Source organism: Novosphingobium sp., from assembly GCF_030699305.1.
GTDB lineage: Bacteria > Pseudomonadota > Alphaproteobacteria > Sphingomonadales > Sphingomonadaceae > Novosphingobium.
This window is the reverse complement of record NZ_JAUYNB010000037.1, coordinates 45,353-64,455: the sequence shown is the minus strand read 5'-3', so window position 1 is coordinate 64,455 and position 19,103 is coordinate 45,353. Positions and strand designations below refer to the sequence as shown.

The 19,103-nt window shown below is 65.3% G+C and carries 25 protein-coding genes, 1 other RNA gene and 1 pseudogene; 13 read left to right on the top strand and 14 right to left on the bottom strand.

Annotated features, from left to right (window positions below):
• Positions 1–6: 6 nt before the first annotated feature.
• Positions 7–1,665: a cytochrome-c oxidase, cbb3-type subunit I gene (gene ccoN / locus Q8Q53_RS14535; RefSeq protein ID WP_305702503.1), complete on the bottom strand. Its 1,659-nt coding sequence runs from the start codon at positions 1,663–1,665 to the stop codon at positions 7–9.
• An 89-nt stretch (positions 1,666–1,754) separates the two neighbouring features.
• On the opposite strand from ccoN, the gene Q8Q53_RS14530 reads away from it, so the two are divergent.
• Both Q8Q53_RS14530 and Q8Q53_RS14525 read left to right on the top strand, forming a co-directional pair.
• The gene (locus tag Q8Q53_RS14530) at positions 1,755–1,919 is read left to right on the top strand and encodes a hypothetical protein (RefSeq protein ID WP_305702502.1); all 165 of its coding nucleotides are present in this window, start codon (positions 1,755–1,757) and stop codon (positions 1,917–1,919) included.
• A complete protein-coding gene (locus tag Q8Q53_RS14525; protein WP_305702501.1) occupies positions 1,919–2,596 on the top strand; it encodes an OmpW family protein in 678 nt (225 codons plus the stop codon). The genes Q8Q53_RS14530 and Q8Q53_RS14525 overlap by 1 nt, the downstream gene beginning before the upstream one ends.
• A 22-nt stretch (positions 2,597–2,618) precedes the next feature.
• Here the strand turns inward: Q8Q53_RS14525 and Q8Q53_RS14520 are convergent, their stop codons facing one another.
• The 5 genes from Q8Q53_RS14520 to Q8Q53_RS14500 form a co-directional block, all read right to left on the bottom strand.
• A complete protein-coding gene (locus Q8Q53_RS14520) occupies positions 2,619–3,317 on the bottom strand; it encodes a Crp/Fnr family transcriptional regulator (RefSeq protein ID WP_305702500.1) in 699 nt (232 codons plus the stop codon).
• Positions 3,318–3,356: 39 nt separating this feature from the next.
• Positions 3,357–4,088, bottom strand: a complete 732-nt coding sequence (locus Q8Q53_RS14515; RefSeq protein WP_305702499.1) for a sigma-70 family RNA polymerase sigma factor — start codon at positions 4,086–4,088, stop codon at positions 3,357–3,359.
• The gene (locus Q8Q53_RS14510) at positions 4,085–4,336 is read right to left on the bottom strand and encodes a hypothetical protein (RefSeq protein WP_371136570.1); all 252 of its coding nucleotides are present in this window, start codon (positions 4,334–4,336) and stop codon (positions 4,085–4,087) included. The genes Q8Q53_RS14515 and Q8Q53_RS14510 overlap by 4 nt, the downstream gene beginning before the upstream one ends.
• Before the next feature lie 117 nt (positions 4,337–4,453).
• The gene (locus Q8Q53_RS14505; protein ID WP_305702498.1) at positions 4,454–4,813 is read right to left on the bottom strand and encodes a flagellar protein FlgN; all 360 of its coding nucleotides are present in this window, start codon (positions 4,811–4,813) and stop codon (positions 4,454–4,456) included.
• The gene (locus Q8Q53_RS14500; protein ID WP_305702497.1) at positions 4,810–5,103 is read right to left on the bottom strand and encodes a flagellar biosynthesis anti-sigma factor FlgM; all 294 of its coding nucleotides are present in this window, start codon (positions 5,101–5,103) and stop codon (positions 4,810–4,812) included. The genes Q8Q53_RS14505 and Q8Q53_RS14500 overlap by 4 nt, the downstream gene beginning before the upstream one ends.
• Positions 5,104–5,335: 232 nt before the next feature.
• Here Q8Q53_RS14500 and Q8Q53_RS14495 point away from each other — a divergent pair, with 232 nt between their 5' ends.
• Together Q8Q53_RS14495 and Q8Q53_RS14490 are read left to right on the top strand one after the other, a co-directional pair.
• Positions 5,336–6,022 (top strand): DJ-1/PfpI family protein, encoded by a 687-nt coding sequence (locus Q8Q53_RS14495; protein ID WP_305702496.1) that lies wholly within the window; start codon positions 5,336–5,338, stop codon positions 6,020–6,022.
• Between the two features lie 106 nt (positions 6,023–6,128).
• Positions 6,129–6,806, top strand: a complete 678-nt coding sequence (locus Q8Q53_RS14490) for a nitroreductase (RefSeq protein ID WP_305702495.1) — start codon at positions 6,129–6,131, stop codon at positions 6,804–6,806.
• 15 nt (positions 6,807–6,821) lie between these two features.
• Here Q8Q53_RS14490 and Q8Q53_RS14485 read toward each other — a convergent pair.
• A pseudogene (locus Q8Q53_RS14485) lies at positions 6,822–6,929 on the bottom strand (flagellin); the annotation flags it as partial.
• Positions 6,930–7,085: 156 nt separating this feature from the next.
• On the opposite strand from Q8Q53_RS14485, the gene Q8Q53_RS14480 reads away from it, so the two are divergent.
• The 6 genes from Q8Q53_RS14480 (at position 7,086) to Q8Q53_RS14455 (ending at position 11,241) form a co-directional block, all read left to right on the top strand.
• Entirely contained in the window at positions 7,086–8,348 is a 1,263-nt protein-coding gene (locus Q8Q53_RS14480) for a sigma-54-dependent Fis family transcriptional regulator (protein WP_305702494.1), read from the top strand.
• A 15-nt stretch (positions 8,349–8,363) separates the two neighbouring features.
• Positions 8,364–8,531, top strand: a complete 168-nt coding sequence (locus Q8Q53_RS14475; protein WP_305702493.1) for a hypothetical protein — start codon at positions 8,364–8,366, stop codon at positions 8,529–8,531.
• A complete protein-coding gene (locus Q8Q53_RS14470) occupies positions 8,512–8,841 on the top strand; it encodes an EscU/YscU/HrcU family type III secretion system export apparatus switch protein (RefSeq protein ID WP_305702492.1) in 330 nt (109 codons plus the stop codon). Before Q8Q53_RS14475 ends, Q8Q53_RS14470 begins: the two co-directional genes overlap by 20 nt.
• 30 nt (positions 8,842–8,871) lie before the next feature.
• The gene (gene fliD / locus Q8Q53_RS14465; RefSeq protein ID WP_305702491.1) at positions 8,872–10,041 is read left to right on the top strand and encodes a flagellar filament capping protein FliD; all 1,170 of its coding nucleotides are present in this window, start codon (positions 8,872–8,874) and stop codon (positions 10,039–10,041) included.
• A gap of 3 nt (positions 10,042–10,044) precedes the next feature.
• A complete protein-coding gene (gene fliS, locus Q8Q53_RS14460) occupies positions 10,045–10,443 on the top strand; it encodes a flagellar export chaperone FliS (RefSeq protein WP_305702490.1) in 399 nt (132 codons plus the stop codon).
• Between the two features lie 195 nt (positions 10,444–10,638).
• On the top strand, positions 10,639–11,241 hold the full coding sequence (locus Q8Q53_RS14455) for a response regulator transcription factor (protein ID WP_305702489.1): 603 nt from the start codon (positions 10,639–10,641) through the stop codon (positions 11,239–11,241).
• A gap of 21 nt (positions 11,242–11,262) precedes the next feature.
• Here the strand turns inward: Q8Q53_RS14455 and Q8Q53_RS14450 are convergent, their stop codons facing one another.
• On the bottom strand, positions 11,263–12,165 hold the full coding sequence (locus Q8Q53_RS14450; RefSeq protein WP_305702488.1) for a haloalkane dehalogenase: 903 nt from the start codon (positions 12,163–12,165) through the stop codon (positions 11,263–11,265).
• A gap of 110 nt (positions 12,166–12,275) precedes the next feature.
• Positions 12,276–12,710, bottom strand: a complete 435-nt coding sequence (locus Q8Q53_RS14445) for a VOC family protein (RefSeq protein WP_305702487.1) — start codon at positions 12,708–12,710, stop codon at positions 12,276–12,278.
• A gap of 96 nt (positions 12,711–12,806) precedes the next feature.
• Here Q8Q53_RS14445 and Q8Q53_RS14440 point away from each other — a divergent pair, with 96 nt between their 5' ends.
• Positions 12,807–13,577, top strand: coding sequence for an SIMPL domain-containing protein (locus Q8Q53_RS14440; protein ID WP_305702486.1), 771 nt, complete (start codon positions 12,807–12,809; stop codon positions 13,575–13,577).
• An 83-nt stretch (positions 13,578–13,660) separates the two neighbouring features.
• On the opposite strand, the gene Q8Q53_RS14435 is transcribed toward Q8Q53_RS14440, so the two are convergent.
• Positions 13,661–14,410, bottom strand: coding sequence for a TorF family putative porin (locus tag Q8Q53_RS14435; protein WP_305702485.1), 750 nt, complete (start codon positions 14,408–14,410; stop codon positions 13,661–13,663).
• 253 nt (positions 14,411–14,663) lie between these two features.
• On the opposite strand from Q8Q53_RS14435, the gene Q8Q53_RS14430 reads away from it, so the two are divergent.
• Together Q8Q53_RS14430 and Q8Q53_RS14425 are read left to right on the top strand one after the other, a co-directional pair.
• A complete protein-coding gene (locus tag Q8Q53_RS14430) occupies positions 14,664–15,488 on the top strand; it encodes a metallophosphoesterase (protein WP_371136569.1) in 825 nt (274 codons plus the stop codon).
• Positions 15,485–16,795 carry a UDP-glucose/GDP-mannose dehydrogenase family protein gene (locus tag Q8Q53_RS14425; RefSeq protein ID WP_305702484.1) on the top strand — a complete coding sequence of 437 codons (1,311 nt, stop codon included), beginning with the start codon at positions 15,485–15,487 and terminating at the stop codon, positions 16,793–16,795. The genes Q8Q53_RS14430 and Q8Q53_RS14425 overlap by 4 nt, the downstream gene beginning before the upstream one ends.
• A gap of 75 nt (positions 16,796–16,870) precedes the next feature.
• Here Q8Q53_RS14425 and rnpB read toward each other — a convergent pair.
• From rnpB to Q8Q53_RS14405, 4 genes are all read right to left on the bottom strand, one after another.
• Positions 16,871–17,299: RNase P RNA component class A (gene rnpB, locus Q8Q53_RS14420), an RNA gene on the bottom strand.
• Between the two features lie 8 nt (positions 17,300–17,307).
• Complete coding sequence (locus Q8Q53_RS14415) at positions 17,308–18,009, bottom strand: N-acetylmuramoyl-L-alanine amidase (protein WP_305702483.1); 702 nt, start codon at positions 18,007–18,009, stop codon at positions 17,308–17,310.
• Positions 18,010–18,022: 13 nt separating this feature from the next.
• Complete coding sequence (locus Q8Q53_RS14410; protein WP_305702482.1) at positions 18,023–18,652, bottom strand: histidine phosphotransferase family protein; 630 nt, start codon at positions 18,650–18,652, stop codon at positions 18,023–18,025.
• 43 nt (positions 18,653–18,695) lie between these two features.
• On the bottom strand, positions 18,696–19,088 hold the full coding sequence (locus Q8Q53_RS14405; protein ID WP_305702481.1) for a M67 family metallopeptidase: 393 nt from the start codon (positions 19,086–19,088) through the stop codon (positions 18,696–18,698).
• Between the last annotated feature and the right edge of the window lie 15 nt (positions 19,089–19,103).

Here is a 19,103-nt window from a genome sequence, read left to right as displayed (position 1 = left end):
TCACCCTTATTCGGCAGGAACGGCGGTCAGCGGACGATCGGCATTGGCCGAATATTCCGGCTGATACAGCGGTTCTTCCTGACGCAGCCGACCAGCGATGGTCTGCCAGACGTTGTAGGCCATGATGATCCCGCCGGTGAGGTACAGCAGCCCGCCAAACGCGCGCAGCAGATACATCGGGTGCAGCGCGGCCACGGTTTCGGCAAAGCTGTTCACCAGGTAGCCGTCAGCGCCGTATTCGCGCCACATCAGGCCCTGCATGATCCCGGCCACCCACATCGCGGAGGCGTAGAACACGATCCCCAGCGTCGCGAGCCAGAAGTGCCAGTTGATCATCCGCTGCGAATACATCCGGCTGCGGCCCCACAGGCGCGGGGTCAGGAAGTAGATCGCCGAGAAGGTGATCATCCCGTTCCAGCCGAGCGCACCGGAGTGCACGTGGCCGATCGTCCAGTCGGTATAGTGCGACAGGCTGTTGACCGACTTGATCGACATCATCGGGCCTTCGAACGTGCTCATGCCGTAGAAGGCGACCGAGATGACCATCATGCGGATGATCGGATCGGTGCGGACCTTGTCCCAGGCGCCGTTCAGGGTCATCAGGCCGTTGATCATGCCGCCCCAGCTGGGCATCCACAGCATGACCGAGAACACCATGCCCAGCGTCTGCGCCCAGTCGGGCAGCGCGGTATAGTGGAGGTGGTGCGGACCCGCCCAGATATACAGGAAGATCAGCGACCAGAAGTGCACGATCGACAGCCGATAGCTGTAGATCGGGCGTTCGGCCTGCTTCGGCACGAAGTAGTACATCATCGCCAGGAAGCCGGCGGTCAGGAAGAAGCCCACCGCGTTGTGGCCATACCACCACTGCACCAGCGCGCCCTGCACGCCCGACCACAGCGGATAGCTGCGCGAACCGAACGGGTCGACCGGAACGTTGGCGTTGTTCACCAGATGCAGCATCGCCACCGTGATGATGAACGACAGGAAGAACCAGTTGGCGACATAGATGTGCGGTTCGGTGCGCTTCACCAGCGTCATGACGAACACCGCCAGATAGGCCACCCAGACCAGCGTCAGCCAGAGATCGACATACCATTCCGGCTCGGCATATTCCTTGCCCTGAGTCACACCCATGACATAGCCGGTCGCGGCCAGCACGATGAACAGCTGGTAACCCCAGAACACGAAGCGGGCGAGGCCCGGCAGCGCCAGCCGCGTGCGGCAGGTGCGCTGGACGATGTAGAACGAGGTCGCGATCAACGCCGTGCCCCCGAAGGCGAAGATCACCGCCGAGGTGTGCAGCGGCCGCAGCCGTCCGAACGTGGTGTATTCAAACCCCAGGTTGAGGACCGGGAAGGTCAGCTGGAGCGCGATGGTCAGCCCGACAAGAAACCCGACCACCCCCCAAAACGTGGTCAGGATGACGCCCCAGCGAACCAGGTCATCGTCATACTTGCTCTCGTCGGAGGCCAGTTTGCCGAAGCCGGCGGTCGCCAGCTGGTAATTGGTCCCGGTCAGCTTGATCACCAGCCCGGCGAGGGCGGCGAGTGCGAAAACAACCATGTGGATTGCAAACGCGGTATCAACCGCTTTCGCATAAGCCACAATGGCGACAAATAGCGCAACCAGCCACCAGCCAGCGCGTGCTACAACGGATTCCATGAGCCCCTATCCCCTTATCGCAGGGTTAAATCAGAAAAAACTAATATTACCAATTCTGCTTCATTTCAACCTGCTTCTGCATTGCAACATTGACCCGGATCAAATTGCGCCAGCTGCAACAAAAGTTCCCGAAAAAACGCACGAAATTGCGCGAGATCAATGTTCGCAACCGCACCATTGGCGCATTTGGATGCGACGCCGTAAATAACCTTGGTCGCATGGTGCGACCACTGCGGCGCTCGGATGAGGGATAATGAAACAGCTCACCATCGCTGCGGCTCTGGCTGCCGCCACCATGCTGGCATCGCCGGCCCACGCCGCCGACCCGGAAGGCAAGATCCAGGTCAAGCTGCTCGCCACGGGCGTGCTGCCCGATGGCAAGGTCGAATCGGTCAATGTCAACCTGACCGCGGTTCCGACTGCCGCGATCGGCACCACTGCCAACGACAACGTCGTTCCCACGCTGGCGATCGAATACTTCGCCACGCCGAACGTCTCGGTCGAAACGATCTGCTGCTTCACCCAGCATCATGTAACCGGCACCGGCGGAATCGCTGGCGCGGATATTGCTCAGCATGTGCTGATCCTTCCCGCCACGGTTACCCTGAAGTATCACTTCAATGCCGGTGGGATCAAACCCTATATCGGCGCTGGTCCGGCGATGTTCTTCTACTTCGACGAAAAGCCCGGTGCGACTGCACTGGCGCTGGGTGCCACGAAGCTGAAAATGGACAACAAGCTGGGCGTGGCCGTGCAGGCCGGCGTGGACGTGCCGCTGGGCGACTCGGGTCTGGGCATCTCGCTCGACGCGAAGCGCTATTTCATGAAGGCGAAGACCCACTTCTTCTCCGCCGGCGGCGTTGAAGTGCTGTCGACCACGCACAAGCTGGACCCGTGGGTTATCTCTGGCGGCGTTTACGCCCGCTTCTGATCCCCATGTTGGCCGGGGCAGGTCAACCTGCCTCGGCCAACAGGCTTTCACGGTCGATGATGATAACTTCGCGGCGTGACGGCAGGTCGATGATCCCATCGGCCTTGAGCCGGGTAAACTGGCGGCTGACCGTTTCGATGGTCAGCCCCAGTACATCGGCGACCTGCTGACGCGAAAACGGCAGCGCGAGACTGCGCAGCGGCAAATCGGGCGCATCGATGCAGCCCGGCTGGACCAGCCGTTCCGACATTTCGAGCAGGAAGCTGGCGACCTTTTCGCCGGCCGACTTGCGCCCCAGCAGCAACATCCAGCGGCGCGTGCGGTCCAGTTCGGCCAGCGTGCGCTGCAACAGCTTGTGTTCCAGCGCGGGATGATCGCGCGCGAACGCATCGAAATCCTTGCGGCTGAACACACAGACCCGCGCATCGGTGAGTGCGGTTACCCCGTGACCGGACGTCGCCCCGAACGGGCGGCCGATGAAATCGGATGGATAGACGACGCCGACGATCTGTTCGCGCCCGTCTTCGGTTCCTGTCGAGAGCTTGAGCACGCCTTCGATGACATTGGCGACAAGGACCGAATCCTCCCCCTCCCACATCAGTGATTCGCCGGGCGTCAAGGTGCGCCGACGCCCGATATTGTTCAGGGCTTTCAGCTCATCCACGTCAAGGGAAGAACAAATGGCGCGGTTGCGCACCAGGCAGGTATCGCAGGCGGTCATGGCGAGAGGCTATGCAGCGGCGCGCGCGGCTGCGCAAGACTAGATGACATCGGCCACGTCGGCGAGTTCAGTTCTCAGCCGGTCCAGCGCCTGTGCTTTCAGCTGGTGGACGCGCGGCACCGACACCTGCAGCGCCTGCGCGATTTCCGCGAGGTTCAGTTCCTCGACGAAATAGAGCTGGATCACCAGTTGCAGGCGCTCCGGCAGTGCGGCAATCGCGGCGGCGACACTGGTGCGCAGCTCCTCGTCCTCCAGCAGGGCCAGACTGTCGGGACGCGTGTCGGCAAACGCCATGTCGGATTCGCTGTCGATTTCGTCGATCGGCTCGAACCGGACCGGCTCGCTGGCGGACTGCAACGCGTGCAGTTCCGCTTCGGCCAGACCCATCGCTTCGGCCAGTTCCGCCGCCGTCGGATCACGGCCCAGCCGCCCGCGCAGCTGGGTCTGCTGGTCGCGCAGGTGCCGCCGCCGCTCGGTCGAACCCCGCGACAGCGGGATGTGGCGGCGGATCAGATCGACCATCGCCCCGCGCACCCGCAGCTTGGCATAGGCGGCAAACTCGTCCTCGGTCGGTCCGGAGTGGCGCTGGGCGGCCTCGGTCAAGGCGACCATTCCGGCCTGCATCAGGTCTTCCAGCTCGATCCCCGGCCGCCCGCCGCCGTGGACGTGCCAGGCGATCCGGCGGGCCATCGGCACGAACCGGCGGACCCGTTCCGTCGCATCGGGGCGATAGGCACCGGCGGCGGCAAAGCTGCGATGATCGTGTTTCATGCGGCAACACTTTCTGCTTCAGACAGGACTTGGGAGTGCGGGAGCGCGGCAGGCTGGCCAGGGGGCCGCGCAGGCGCGGGGCCGCCGATCACGGCGACCACCTCGATCGCCTGCGACACCGGCAGCTCCGCAATCGACAGCACCAGGCACGACGGCGCGCGCAGTTTGAGCAGCGCGTCCAGCGCGCGGCGGGCGCGCGGCTGGACGATCAGCGCCAGCGGCGGCGCGGGCGATCGCGGCCTGCACATCCGCACGGACGGAGCGCCCGGCAGGTTTGGCAGCAGCAGTAATGGACGGTGTCTGGCTCAAGCCGAATTCCCGGTGCGAATGATCGTCACCGGGGTTTCAGCAAGGGGCGTGCCAATTCAGCTGCGGCTGCCCGCACAGGCATAGGCGGCGCGGGACTTGCCCGGCGCGTTGTACAGCGCCGGACTGCCGGTCAGCGCGTCCAGCCGGGCCGCGACATTGGCCGCGATCAGGTTGCGAACCTGCCGGTTTACCTCGTTCAGGCGGCGCGCGGCATCAAGCATCCCGCGGCATTCGTCGTCGATCTGGCTGGCATCCGCGAACGGGCCGCAATCGTCCAGCGTGCCGCACAGCGCGACCTTGTCCTGCGCGCAGCCCATGATCGCATCCAGATCCAGCCCGGCAAGAGCCTGCCGTTCGGCCTGCAACACGGCAATCATCTGCCGCAGGTTTTCGCGCATTGCGGTGGTACCGCTCATTTTCCGCTCCTCAGCAGCAGGCCCGCTGCGATCATGGCATCGGCCGCCCGCATCGGGATCACCGGGTAGTTACCCTTGTCGATCGCCTTGCGGATTTCCGACACGCGGTCGGCATCGACCGGCGCGGCGCCCGCATCCAGTGCCGCGCTCCGCTCGACCGCGGGGGCTGCACTGGCCGGGACGGTGCCCCTGGCCGATGGACGGGTATCAGGGCGCGCCGCCCGGACATCCACCGCGCCAACGGCGCGGGCCGGTTGGAGGCCTTTCGGCCCGTATTCGATGAAAGGCATGGTGCCGCTCCTGGTTGATCGTTCAGCCCCAAGAACGGCATTGGCGGCCCGCGCTTAAGGGCGGGCGGCAAGCATTTTCCGGCTTACGGCAATTCCATTCCGACCACGCCGGGACGGATCACCCGCGCAACCGGCGGATCTCTATCCTGTTGATGCGTCAAACCGCTGCGAAGCCCCCTCCCCTGAAGCGGAGGGGGGAGACAAGCTCCTCTGCCTCTGCCACTTTGCCGCGATGCACATTGCCTTTCTGCTGTTCCCCGGCGTCACCCAGCTGGACCTGACCGGTCCGGCGCAGTTTCTCTCGCGCCTGCCAAACGCGAAAGTCGATCTGGTCTGGGACAGCCTTGATCCGGTGCCGACCGACGCGGGCTTTTCGATCCTGCCGACCGCGACTTTTGCCGATGTCCCCCGCGCGGACTTGCTGTGCGTGCCGGGCGGGATGGGCGTGGCCAGCGTGATCGACCACCCGCGCGCGCTCGATTGGGTGCGGCAGGTGGGGGCCGATGCGCAGTGGGTAACCAGCGTCTGCACCGGGGCCATGGTGCTGGGCGCGGCGGGGCTGCTGAACGGTTACAAGGCAACCACGCACTGGGCCTGGCACGATCTGCTCGCCCTGTTCGGGGCAGAGCCGGTGCAGGCCCGCACCGTGATCGACCGCAACCGCGCGACCGGCGGCGGAGTGACGGCGGGGATCGATTTTGCGCTGACGCTGATGGCCCGGATCGCCGGGGATGATGTGGCCCGCGCGGTCCAGCTGGCGCTGGAATACGATCCCGCCCCGCCGTTCGACAGCGGCTCCCCCGCCAAGGCCGGTCCGGACCTGGTGGACATCTACACCGAGCGCGCCAACCGCCTGGCCCCGGCCCGCCGCACCGATCTGATTGCAGCGGCACGCCGACTGGGCTTCCAACCCGTCTGAACCCGTGCCACAATCCGTTACAGGATAAAACGGGCAGCGGCTGACGCGGTGCGGAAATGATGCCCGAAAACAGCGCTCTGGTTCAGGGTTAAGAGGAAAACATCACGTGCAGTTTGACGACGTAATCAATGGCCGCCGCTCGATCCGGGGCTATCTCGACAAGCCGGTGCCGAAGGAACTGATTGCCGAAGTGCTCAGCCTGGCGATGCGCAGTCCATCGTCGATGAATTGCCAGCCCTGGCACTTTCACGTCATCACCGGCGAGCCGCTCGACCGCATCCGCGCCGGGAATACCGAACGCAACCTCGCGGGCGTGCCGCACAGCCGGGAGTTTCGCACTGGCCACGCCTTTGAAGGGGTCCACCGCGACCGTCAGGTCGGCGTCGCCAAGCAGCTGTTCTCCGCCATGAACATCGCCCGCGATGACAAGGCCGCGCGGCTCGACTGGGTGATGCGGGGCTTTCGCCAGTTCGATGCCCCGGTCTGCGTGATCATCACCTATGACCGCGAACTGGCCGACAGCGATGACACCCCGTTCGATTGCGGCGCGGTCACCACCATGCTGGTAAACGCCGCCTGGTCGCGCGGACTGGGCTGCGTGATCAACAGCCAGGGCATCATGCAAAGCCCGGTCGTGCGCGAACACGCGGGCATCCCGGACGGTCAGGTGATCATGAAAGCCGTCGCGCTGGGCTGGCCGGACGAAAGCTTTCCGGCGAACGCCGTGGTGTCGGAGCGCAAGTCGCTGGAAGAAGCGGCGGTGTTCGTGGGGTTTGATGATTGATTTGAATCCTTGTCTGGTGCGGTCAGACGCCCGGGCCGTGCCCGACGAGGACTTCACCGCCAGTTCGCGCACCCGCTGAAGCATATTCGTTACTTCCGCCAGCGCGCCTTCGGCGGTTCGCGCAGGATGCTAAGGCGCGGCGGCAAATTTTTGCCGGACGGGCAAGTTCCCGCCGCCGGATCGCTAAGTGTTTGCCCCTCCCCTTAAATTACCGGTCCGTTTGACGTTCTGCGCGCAAAAGTCCCTCACGACGGATGGTTAACAACGGGGACCAGAATGATGACGGCACTGGCTTACAGCGACAGCGTAGCGCGGCAGCACGCCCCGCTGGTGCAGCGCGCGGTCGCGATCACCGGCGCGGTGGCGATGGGTGCGGCGGCGCTGCTGCGGGCATCGACCGATCCGCTGCCGCCGGGTCCGGGGGCCTGCATCACGCTGGACCGGGGCAACCTGAACCAGCTGCGCCGCGATGATGCGCGCGGGCGCTATATGCTGGCCTACCGCGATCCCGCCAGCACCGCCGCGCTGGCCGCGCTGCTGGCTGCGCTGGCCGAACCGGGAATGCCGATTGCCGCCGACCCGGAAAGCCTGTCGGTGATGGCGCTGGCCGAGCGGCTGGCCGCCAGCGAAATCCCCGTCCTCATCAACGGCCCGACCGGCACCGGCAAGGAAGTGCTCAGCCGCTTCATCCACACCCACAGCCCGCGAAAGGCCGCCCCGTTCATCGCGGTGAACTGCGCCGCCATGCCCGAAACCATGCTGGAAGCGCTGCTGTTCGGCCACCAGAAGGGTGCGTTTACCGGCGCTACACATTCCAGCGAAGGGTTCTTCCGCGCGGCCGACGGCGGCACGCTGCTGCTCGATGAAATCGCGGAAATGCCGCTGGCGCTGCAAGCCAAGCTGCTGCGCGCCTTGCAGGAAGGCGAAGTCGTGCCAATCGGTTCGACCCAGGCGATCAAGGTGGACGTGCGGGTCATCGCCTGCGCCAACCGCGATCTGCCGACCGAAGTGGCCGAAGGCCGGTTCCGCGCCGACTTGTATTACCGGCTCAACGTGTTCCCGCTGGCGCTGCGGCCCTTGCGTGACCGGGCCGGGGATATTGCCCCGCTGGCCTTCGCGCTGGCGCTGCGCCACACGCCGCCCACCCGCCCCGTGCCGTGGATTTCCGAAGCCGCGCTGGCCATGCTGAAGCTGCACGGCTGGCCCGGCAACGTGCGCGAACTGGAAAACGTCATCCGCCGCGCGCTGCTGCTGGCAGACGGCAGGGACGAGATTACGCCCGCTGATATCGTGTTCGACAGCCCGGCCCGGCTGGTCCCCGCCGACGGCGTGATTCTGCCGCCGCAGCCATCCGAAACCGAACGCCGCCTGTCCAACATCGTCCAGCTGTCCGAAGCCCGTGCGATCATGGAAACACTGGAAGCCTGCGGCGGTAGCCGCGTGGCTGCCGCGCGCCAGCTGGGCATTTCCGAACGCACGCTGCGCTACCGCCTCGCCTCGTTCCGTGAAGCCGGGATGGCCGTGGCCGGAGGCCGGCGATGAGCGGGATCGGCGGCATTGGGGCTGCAGGTGCGGATGGAAGAAAAGCTGCGCGGGCAGCTCGACACCTTGCTGACCCCGATTCTGGGTCAGGGCAATTTCACCAGCGAGATCCAGCTGGAACTCGACATGGATGACGTGACCTCGGCGCGACGGGCGCGTGCTGATGTGGCTGAGAAAGCATGAGCTGGCGATCCGCAGCGCAATCCTGATGGTGCTCGCCAAAGGACGCGGGGAAAAGGCGCTGGCGATGCGCGAACTGGCCGCTGAGCTCGGCGTGCCGACGCTGGAATATCCGGCGCTGGCGCGCTCGGTCCATTTCACCACGCGTGAAAATCAGGTGATCCGCGAGGAGCTCTATGCCGCCGTCGCGGGCGTGCTGGCCTTCATGTTTTCGCTCAAACGCGGCGAGCGGATCGCCCCGCCGCCGATCGAGGTGCCGGTCGCGCTGCGGTTCGATGCCGATGGACGGCTGGACCCCCGGGCGAATGCTTAAGTTCGTCCGCGCGCTGCCGTTCTAATAGACATGCCCAGCACCACATCCGCAACCAGCTCGATCATCGCCACGCTCGGCGCGGGCAGCAGCGTCGACTTTGCCGCGCTGGCCAGTGCCCAGACGCTCACCACCCCGCCGCTGGCCGCCGCCACCAGCCCGACCGGATCGGGCACGCTGACGCTGCGCTTCGGCACGGTCGCCAGAGCGGGCTTTACCGCCGATCCGGCGCAGGCGGCGGTCGACATCACGATCGCCAGCGGCGCAACACTGGCCGACGTGGCGGGCGCGATCAACGGCGCGAATGCGGGCGTTACCGCCTATGTCGCCAACGGGGCCAATGGCGCGCAACTGGTGCTGAAGGGCAAGGAAGGCGCGGTGAACGGCTTCGTGCAGGAAGCGACCGAAACCGTGGGCGAGGAAGAGCTGGCCGCGCTGGCCTGGACACCCGCCGCCGCCCCGAAGCGCCTTTTGGCCAGCGCGGGTAATGCCGCCTACAAGCTGGACGGGGCGGCGATGACCGCCGCATCCAACACGATCAACGAGGCCGCACCGGGCCTCAACCTGAAGCTGACCGGGACCAACGCGGGCTCACCGACGCCGATCCGGTTCAGCGAGCCGACTGCGACCGTCACCACGTTCATGCAGGACCTGACCGCCGCGCTCAACGAGCTGGTCGGCGGGCTGAATGACGTCGTCAATCCCCAGACCGGCGATCTGGCCCGCGATTACGGCGCGCGGGCGCTGCGCCGGTCGCTCTCATCGCTGGCGGGCGGTATCGTGATGCCGGGCGCGGCGCAGGGTACGCCTGCGACGCTGGCCGACCTCGGCCTCGCCACCAACCGCGACGGCACCTTCCGGCTGGATACCGCGCGACTGAACGCGACGCTGAAAGCTTCCCCCGACGGCGTGTCGGCGATGTTCACGACCGGACTGTTCGGGGTCTATGCCACGCTCGACAAGCTGGCGCGGACCACGTTGGCCACCAGCGATCCGGGATCGCTGGGCGGGTCGATCACGCGCTATACCGCCAGGCAGACGCAGGTCAGCGCCGACCAGACCAAACTGATCGAATCGCAGGAAAAGCTGCGCGCGCAGCTGGCCCAGCGCTTTGCCGGGGTGGACAGCCGCGTGGGCGCGTTCCGGTCAACCCTGACCTTCCTGCAAAACCAGATCGACGCCTGGAACGCGTCGCGGAATTAAACCATGCTGATGCTGCGTTCCCCGCATGAGGCCTATCGCAAGGTCGATTTCGACGCCCGCGTGGCGGGTGCCACCCCGCAGCCGCTGGTCGCGCTGTGTTACGAACAGCTGATCGGTGCGCTGGGCAGCGCGCAGTTTGCGCATGAGCGCGGCGACAACCGCCTGAAAAGCCAGTCACTGACCCGCGCGATGTCGGCGCTCACCGCGCTGCAACTGGGGGTCAGCCCCGAAGCAGCGGTCGGCCCGGCGCTGATCCAGCTGTACGAAGCGGCGCGGCGGACGGTGCTCGACAGTGTGCTGAGTTTCAATCCGGCGGCGTTGCAGACGATCCGCAGCGATTTCATTGACATTGCGCGGGCGATGTCCGGGCAAGTGCACAACTCCGATCAGTCGCTGCAATAGCACCCAATTTATAAGCATTTGAAATTCGGTTACTTATCAAATTTTAGGACCGCCTGTTCCGCACAATTTGCGCACAATCCCCCAGTAAGTAAACAAACCCCAATAAACCATATCTGTCGAAAATGGATACAAATGCACCCTGAAATGGATGCACTTCCAGATTACCCCTACGGAAAAACCGGTAGTATCGTGACCATGACCCAGCGAACAAACCTCTCCCTTGTGGACAACGACCTTCGTCGCCGCGCATCGATCAGTCATGCCTTGGCGGGCACCCCGATCCACGTCGAACCGTTTGAACATCTGGACGAACTGGTCGCCCGGTGGCCGCGCGACGGGTTGATCCTGATCCATGATGATGGCCAGAACGTGCAGCGCGCGATCAAGATGATGACGGACCTGGGCCAGTGGTTGCCGCTGGTGGCCTATGGCGCCAATCCAGGGACCAACCAGGTGGTGCAGGCCGTGCTCAATGGGGCGATCGACTATCTGGAATGGCCATTCGGCCTTGCCGAGGTCAGGCAGGCGCTGATCGTTGCAGAAGAAAGCAGCGGATCGCTGGGCACGGTCAAGCTGCGCGAAGCGATGGCCCGCAGCCGGGTTCAGCGCCTGACCAAGCGCGAACGCGAAGTGCTGGCAGGGGTCGCCGATGGCCTGTCCAACCGGCTGATCGGGGAACGGCTGGCGATCAGCCCGCGCACGGTCGAAATCCACCGCGCCAACATGCTGAACAAGATGGGCGCCAACCACACCTCCGAAGCGATCCGCATCGCGATCGAGGCGTCGCTGGTCGGCTGATCCACGCGCAATCAGGCCCGATCAGCGCGACTGGCGGGCAACCTCCAGCGCGCAGCGGGCAAAGCCCTGCGGATCGTCTTCCTGCACGAAATGCCCGCCATGCAGGGTCGTGTGCGCCTGACCCGCCGTGCCGGGAACGCGCCCGATAAAGCGTTGATCCCCGCCGCGCGTGATCGGATCGCCATCGCTGAAGCAGCACAGGAACGGCTTGTCCCAGGTTTCGAACACAGCCCATGCCGCGCGCTGGTCCGGCACGGCCACGTTATCGCCAAACGGCACATAGCTGGGAAAAATCCGCGCGCCCGCCTTATAGCGGCCATCCGGAAAGGGCGCATCATAGGCCGCGATTTCAGCCGCGCTGAGCGACCGTTTGGTGCCCGCGTTGACGATCCGGCCAATCGGGAACAGCGGACTATAGCGCGAAAACGCCCGCCAGATCCGGAACGCGCGCGGGGCCGGATCGCCTTCCGGCAGGCCGCCGTTGGCAAGGGCCACCCCGGCGAACCGGTCCGGCATCGCCGCCGCCAGCCGCAGACCCACCAGCGAGCCCCAGTCCTGACAGACCAGCGTGATCCTGCGCAGATCGAGCTGCTCAACCCAGCTGCGCATCCACGCAACATGGCGGGCATAGCTGTAATCGCCCTGCGCGGCGGGCTTGTCGGATTTGCCGAACCCGATCAGATCGGGCGCAACCACGCGAAAGCCCGCGTCCACGACCGGGCCGATCATGTGGCGATAGAGGTAACTCCACGTCGGCTCGCCATGCATCATCAGCACCACCGGGGCGTCCTGCTGCCCTTCATCGATGTAATGGACCCGCAGCACGGTGCCGTCCTGCGGATCGGTGACCTCGGCATAGCGGGGCGCGAACGGAAAATCGGCGATCCCGGCAAAGGCCGCGTCGGGTGTGCGAAGGACTTTCATGGCAATTTCCCCCCTCCGGTCCCGGCTGTGCTCCGGGTTCCGGCTGCTGGCGATGATGGCAGATTGGCGCGTAGTTGCAACGACCGGGATCAGGAGCGCTGACCCCGCGCTTACCAGCTGCCGGTATTGGCCATGCTCGCCCAGGGTTCCTGCGGCGGCAGATGCCCGTCCTGCAGCAGTTCGACCGAGATCCCGTCGGGCGATTTCACGAACGCCATGTGCCCGTCGCGCGGGGGGCGGTGGATCACGTGGCCGGCCGCTGCCAGCGCCGCGCAAGTTTCATAGATATTGTCCACCCGGTAGGCGAGATGCCCGAAATTGCGCCCGCCGGTATAGCTTTCCTGCGCCCCGTCCTCTGGCGGCCAGTTATAGGTCAGCTCAACCTCGGCCAGTCCTTCCTGCCCCGGTGCGGCCAGGAAGATCAGGGTGAAGCGGCCCGGATCACTGGAAAAGCGGCGCACTTCATCCAGCCCGATCAGCTTGAAAAAGGCTATGGTCGCATCCGGATCGGTCACGCGGATCATCGTGTGCAGAAATTTGGTCATCGGTTCGCCCAACGGTTGATCGACAAAAAAGAACGGTTCATCGTGCAGACAGCTGGCGCGGCGCACTGTTCGCCCAGCCAACAGGGAGAATCCCCCATGTCCGACTCTAGCCTCGATCCGTCCGCCACCGCCACCGCATTCTGGCGCGACCGGCCAACGCAGCGCTACCTCGCCAGCGCCGGGGTGCTGGCCATCGGGCTGATCGTGGGCGGTTACCTGCTGGGCAACGGGCTGGTCCGGGCCAAGGAAGCCGATCGCGCGGTCACCGTGCGCGGGCTGGCCGAACGCAATGTGACCGCCGATCTGGCCACCTGGACGCTGTCATTCAGTTCCACCGCGACCGATCTGGCCACCGCCCAGGCCGGCGCTGACCGCGATGGCGCGGCGATCCGGGCGTTCTTCAACCAGTCGGGCTTCCCCGCCGCCGATCTGCAACCGACCGGCGTCAACGTATCGCAATATACCGACAACGGCGTGCCGCGCTTTACCGTGCGCCAACGCTTTGCCTTGCGCACTACCGATATCCAGCGCGCCCAGACCGCCGCCAAGCGGCAGTTCGATCTGGTCCGGCAGGGCGTGGTGCTGGAAGACGGATCGGGCATCAATTACAGCTTCACCGGCCTGAACGCGATCAAGCCTGCGATGATCGCGGCAGCGACCAAGGACGCGCGCGCCTCGGCCGAACAGTTCGCCAAGGACAGCGGCACCAGCGTGGGCAGCATCCGCAGCGCCACGCAGGGCTATTTCTCGGTCATGGACCGCGATGCGACCAGCGGCGATGACAGCGGCGGCGGCAGCTGGGGCATGGCTGACACCCCGTTCAAGAAAGTGCGCGTGGTCACCACGGTCCAGTTCTCGCTCGACTGAACCGGCCGGACCCCTGAAACGACACGGCCCGCCCCGGATTTTTCCGGGACGGGCCGCATTGGTGCGTGTGTCTTATCGGTCGATCAGAACGCGAACTTCAGCGTGCCGACGACAGCGTCGTTCGAGAAGCTGCTGATCGAGGTGCCGTCAACGCCGATATAGCTGACGCCGACCGACAGGTTCTTGGTCACGGCATAGCTGGCCCCGACCGAGTAATCCCAGCCGCCGCCAAGGCCCGCGCCGGTCAGCACCTTGGGCGACAGCGCGCCATCGGTGTAGCCGATGTGGGTCGACAGGCTCAGCGGGGTTTCCGGAATGGCCAGCGACAGATCGTTGTAGAGATACAGGTTGTCGTCACCGCCCAGCGAGTTCTGCTTCCAGGCATAGGCAACGCCGACCTTGGCGGTCACCGGGCCGATTGCGCCGGTGATCGAGGCATAGGGTTCGAACACGTTGGCATCGCCAACCGTGCCGTTCGGGTAGACGTAATACAGCAGGCCGACATCGGCGGTCACGCCGGAGGCGACTTCACCGGTCCAGCCGGCATAGACGTCGACTTCGGTGCTGCCGTAAACGGCCGAATCTTCAAGGCTGGACGCCCACACGCCAGCGTAGAACCCGCTGGAGTGATTGACGTTGATCGTGCCCTGCACGGCGAAATCGCCACCGCTGAGCGACAGCCCGCGGAACCGGTAGTCGGTGACCAGAGCAACGTTGCCGGACACCGTCACATCGCTGGGCGGGTCGGTTTCGTCGGCAAAAGCGGGAGTAGCGGCCAATCCGCAGCCGGCGAGGATAGTAGCGGCGACAATACCGCGGACGGACGTGAGCATGTCAATCTTCCTTACGATTGTTTGGTGCTTCGTCCCACCTGCATCCGCCCCGTTGCCCCTCGTTATTCGGAGGCAATCACTGCGGACAAACGATCCTCAACATGTTTTTGCTGCACCGCACAAGGGGAAAAGCGCACAAAGATTGCGCAAAGGCCGCACAGTGTGGTTTTATGGCAACGCCGCCCGCGTGCGGCGGGCCTGAGCCTGTGCGCGCATAGTTGCCGTTGTTCGGCAACCCCGCGTTCGCTATATGGTGCAGCGCAACACCAAGGTTCCGATGCTTTCCAGGCTGCGTTCATTGTTTTCGGCCCGTCCGGCCGCCCCGGCTGCCGCGCTGCCCGATGGCCAGCGCGCCTATGCCGTGGGCGATATCCACGGCCGCGCCGATCTGTTCGCCGCGCTGGCGCAAGCGGTCGATGCCGATGACACCGCGCGCGGCGGGGCGCAGACCACGGTGGTCCTGCTGGGCGACCTGATCGATCGCGGCCCCGACAGCGCCGGGGTGGTCGCGCGGGCGCGGGCCTGGCAGGCGGCGCGCACCGTGCGCGTGCTGATGGGCAATCACGAGGAGATGTTCCTCGACAGTCTGGAAAAGCCCGAAGTGCTGCGCCACTTCCTGCGCTATGGCGGCAAGGAAACCGTGCTCAGCTATGGCGTGGACGAGGACGCCTATCAGGCCGCCGACCTGACCGAAACGCAGGCGCTGATGCGGGCCGCAATTCCCGCCGGAGACATCGCCTTCATCCGTGCGTTCGAAGACACGATTGCGCTGGGCGATTACCTGTTCGTCCACGCCGGGATCCTGCCCGATCTGCCGCTCGATCAGCAGCGGATCAGCGATCTGCGCTGGATTCGCCAGCCCTTTCTGGACCATCCCGGCAGCCACGGCGCGGTGGTGGTGCATGGCCATACCATTTTCAAACAGCCGGACGTCCGGCATAACCGCATCGGCATCGATACCGGCGCCTATGAGACCGGCGTGCTGACCGCACTCGGCCTCGAAGGGGCAACCCGCTGGCTGATCGAGGCGCGGATGGAAGACGGCGCGGTCCGCGTCGCGCAAAGGAGCATTTCATGAAGATCGCAATGGTTGGTTCCGGTTATGTCGGGCTGGTTTCAGGTGCCTGTTTTGCCGATTTCGGCCACGATGTGGTCTGCATCGACAAGGACCCGGCCAAGATCGACAGCCTGAAAGCCGGGATCATGCCGATCTATGAGCCGGGGCTGGCCGAACTGGTCACCTCAAACGTCAAGGCCGGGCGGCTGTCGTTCACCACCGATCTGGCCGAAGGAATCGACGGCGCGGGCGCAATCTTCATCGCGGTTGGCACCCCCAGCCGCCGGGGCGATGGCCACGCCGACTTGTCCTATGTCTATGCCGTGGCCCAGGAAATCGGCGAGCACCTGAGGCACCCCGCCGTGATCGTCACCAAATCGACCGTCCCGGTCGGCACCGGCGATGAAGTGGAACGGATCCTGCGCGAAGCGGGATCAGGCGTGCAGGTCGCGGTGGCCTCCAACCCCGAGTTCCTGCGCGAAGGCGCGGCGATCAGCGATTTCAAGCGGCCGGACCGGATTGTCGTGGGCACCGAGGATGAATGGGCGCGCGGGGTGATGAACGAGGTCTATCGCCCGCTGTTCCTGAACAAGGCGCCGATCCTGTTCACCTCGCGGCGCTCGTCCGAGTTGATCAAGTATGCCGCCAATGCGTTTCTGGCAGTGAAGATCACGTTCATCAACGAAATGGCCGACTTGTGCGAAAAGGTCGGCGCGAACGTGCAGGACGTGTCGCGCGGGATCGGGATGGACGGGCGGATCGGGTCCAAGTTCCTCCATGCCGGGCCGGGCTATGGCGGATCGTGCTTCCCCAAGGACACGCTGGCGCTGCTCAAGACGGCGGAAGATTACGAAGCGCCGACCCGGATCGTCGAAGCGGTGGTCAAGGTCAACGATGCCCGCAAGCGCGCCATGGGCCGCAAGGTGATCGACGCGCTGGGCGGCATGGATGAAGCGCGCGGCAAGCAGGTTGCGCTGCTGGGCCTGACCTTCAAGCCCAATACCGACGACATGCGCGATGCCCCGTCGATCGCCATCGCGCTGGCGCTGCACGATGCCGGGGTAAAGGTTGCCGCCTATGACCCCGAAGGGATGGGCCACGCCGCGCCGCTGATGGCCAACGTGGCGATGAAAGACAGCGCCTATGCCGCGATCGAAGGCGCGGACGCGGTGGTGATCGTGACCGAATGGGACGCCTTCCGCGCGCTTGATTTTGACCGGGTGAAGAAGCTGGCCAGGGCGCCCGTGCTGGTTGACCTGCGCAACATCTATGACCCGGCGGAAGTGCGCGCCAAGGGGTTCCAGTATTCCAGCATTGGCCGCCCCTGAAGGCGCGCCGCCCCAGTTCAGGCCCCCGCTCAGGCCCCAGCTCCGGCGGAGCGGGGGGATGCTTGTGCGGGGTGATTCGCCAGGGGGCCTGTAAGCCGGGTTCTGTAGCGTGGACGGTATCCCAAAAGAGACCGTATCCGCACTGGCAGCCATTCCTCTAGGCCAGGCATTGCTGCCTGGCTCAAGCAACCAACCCGGGCGGTCGATGCGAAACACATCTGCTGTCAGGCCCGAAGGCCCTCGGCGCGCCGCCCCTATTCGGTCTTGCTCCGGGTGGGGTTTACCATGCCGCGCCTGTTGCCAGCCGCGCGGTGCGCTCTTACCGCACCCTTTCACCCTTACTCCGTCGAGTCCGCTCATCCTGAGCTTGTCGAAGGAGCGGTCTGCTCTCTGTGGCACTTTCCCTGAGGTTGCCCTCGGCGGGCGTTACCCGCCACCCTTGTTTCGTGGAGCCCGGACTTTCCTCGGCATAGCAAGCTATGACGCGGCTGCCCGGCCCCCTGGCGAAGCGCCTACCTAGTCTTTCCGGTGTCGCGATCCAACAACAATCCGAACAGGATCGCCGAACTTTCGCCGTCGACCACGCCGTCGATCCGGTGCGGCCGCCAGCGGCGCTGGAATGCCCGGCAAGCGGCGGCGGTGTCCGAGATGTCATAGCCGAACCGTTCCAGCGCCAGAAAGAACGCGCCGTCGTTCTCATACGGGCTGGGCACCAGCAGGCGCGGGCGGCGCAGCACCAGCCGGTGCGCGGCCAGCAGATCCCAGTCGAACAGTTCGCCGGGATCATCCTTGCGGGCCGGCGCGACGTCCGAATGGCCGAGCACGTTGGCGCGCGGGATGTCGTGGCGCTGGACCATGTCGGCCAGCAGCGGCAGCAGCGCGGCCAGCTGTTCATCGGGAAACGGGCGATACCCGAACTCGTGCCCCGGATTGACCAGTTCGATCCCGATACTGGCCGAATTGATATCGGTCACCCCGCGCCAGAACGATTTGCCCGCGTGCCAGGCGCGCCGGTCTTCACGCACCAGCCGGTGGACGGTGCCGTCCTCTTCGATGCAGTAATGCGCCGATACCTGCGCTTCTGGATCGCACAGCCGGTCGAGCGCGGCGGCGGCGGTTTCCATGCCGGTATAGTGCAGCACCACCATCGAGATCGGCAGCAGCCGCTCGTTCCAGTTGGGTGATGGCGTTTCGCTGTGGATCAGTTCCGACATCGCGGCCGCGCCCTTATGCTTCGGGCAGCACCGCGCCCATCACCAGCGCTTCATCGCTGAGCGCGAACTGCACGCCGCCGCCGCGCACGCTGGCCAGCTGGTGGATCATCCACGCCGGGGCGGTGCGGCTGGTCAGCCCATCGGGATCGAGCGAACCGTCCAGCGCCCGGCCGATTTCCGGATCGAACGCGATTTTCGCGCCCGCCGCGCGGACCACGATCTCGCTCGCCCCGTCGCGGCTTTCCGCGCCGATATCCAGTGTGCCGCCGCGCACCAGCGCGTCCATCCCGATCATCGCCAGGTTGAGCAGCACCTTGACCGCAGGTTTAGGCAGGGTCGTCCAGTTGACCGATACACGCGCATTGTGGCTGACCAGCGCATCGACCAGCGCGCGCGGTTCATCGACCAGCACCTGTTCGCCAAATCCGCCCGCCGCGCCGAACGCCAGCCGGAAAAACTTCAGCTTGTCCGCACTGGTTCGGGCGCTTTGCTCCAGCAGCTCCATGCAGCGCTTGCGCATTTCGGGATCTTTTTCCTCGGCCAGCAGTTCCAACCCGTTATTGAGCGCACCAACCGGGCTAAGCAGGTCATGGCACAGGCGCGAACACAGCAGAGCAGCAAGATCGAGCGAGGATTGAGTCATGGGTCGGCAGGCTTCCGCAACAAGGGGTATGGTTTCGATCCTCTTACCCTGCCGCGACTCGCAGGGGAAGCGGTTCAAAGCCATCCGGCGTATCGCGCCACAGCTGCACCGTTCCGCCCGCAATGATCGCCCAGATCCGCCCGTCCCCGCTGGCCGCCGCGCGGTCGGTGGCCGATGGCTGCGCGCTGCCGGTGGGGTGCGAATGGTAATAGCCCAGCACCGCCAGCCCGCCAGCCCGCGCGGCGCGGTGCGCGGCGATCAGGGCGGCGGAATCGATCTCGAAATGGCGCGCCGGTTCGGGATGGACATTGGCCGCAGGCACGGCGCGGGCAATCGCCCCGTCCCCCATCAGCAGCCCGCAACACTCCTGCGGATGGGCGCGCGTCGCTTCTTCCAGCAGTGTGGCCAAAACGCCACTTGTCACCGTGATTGCCATCCCCAAGTTCCTAGC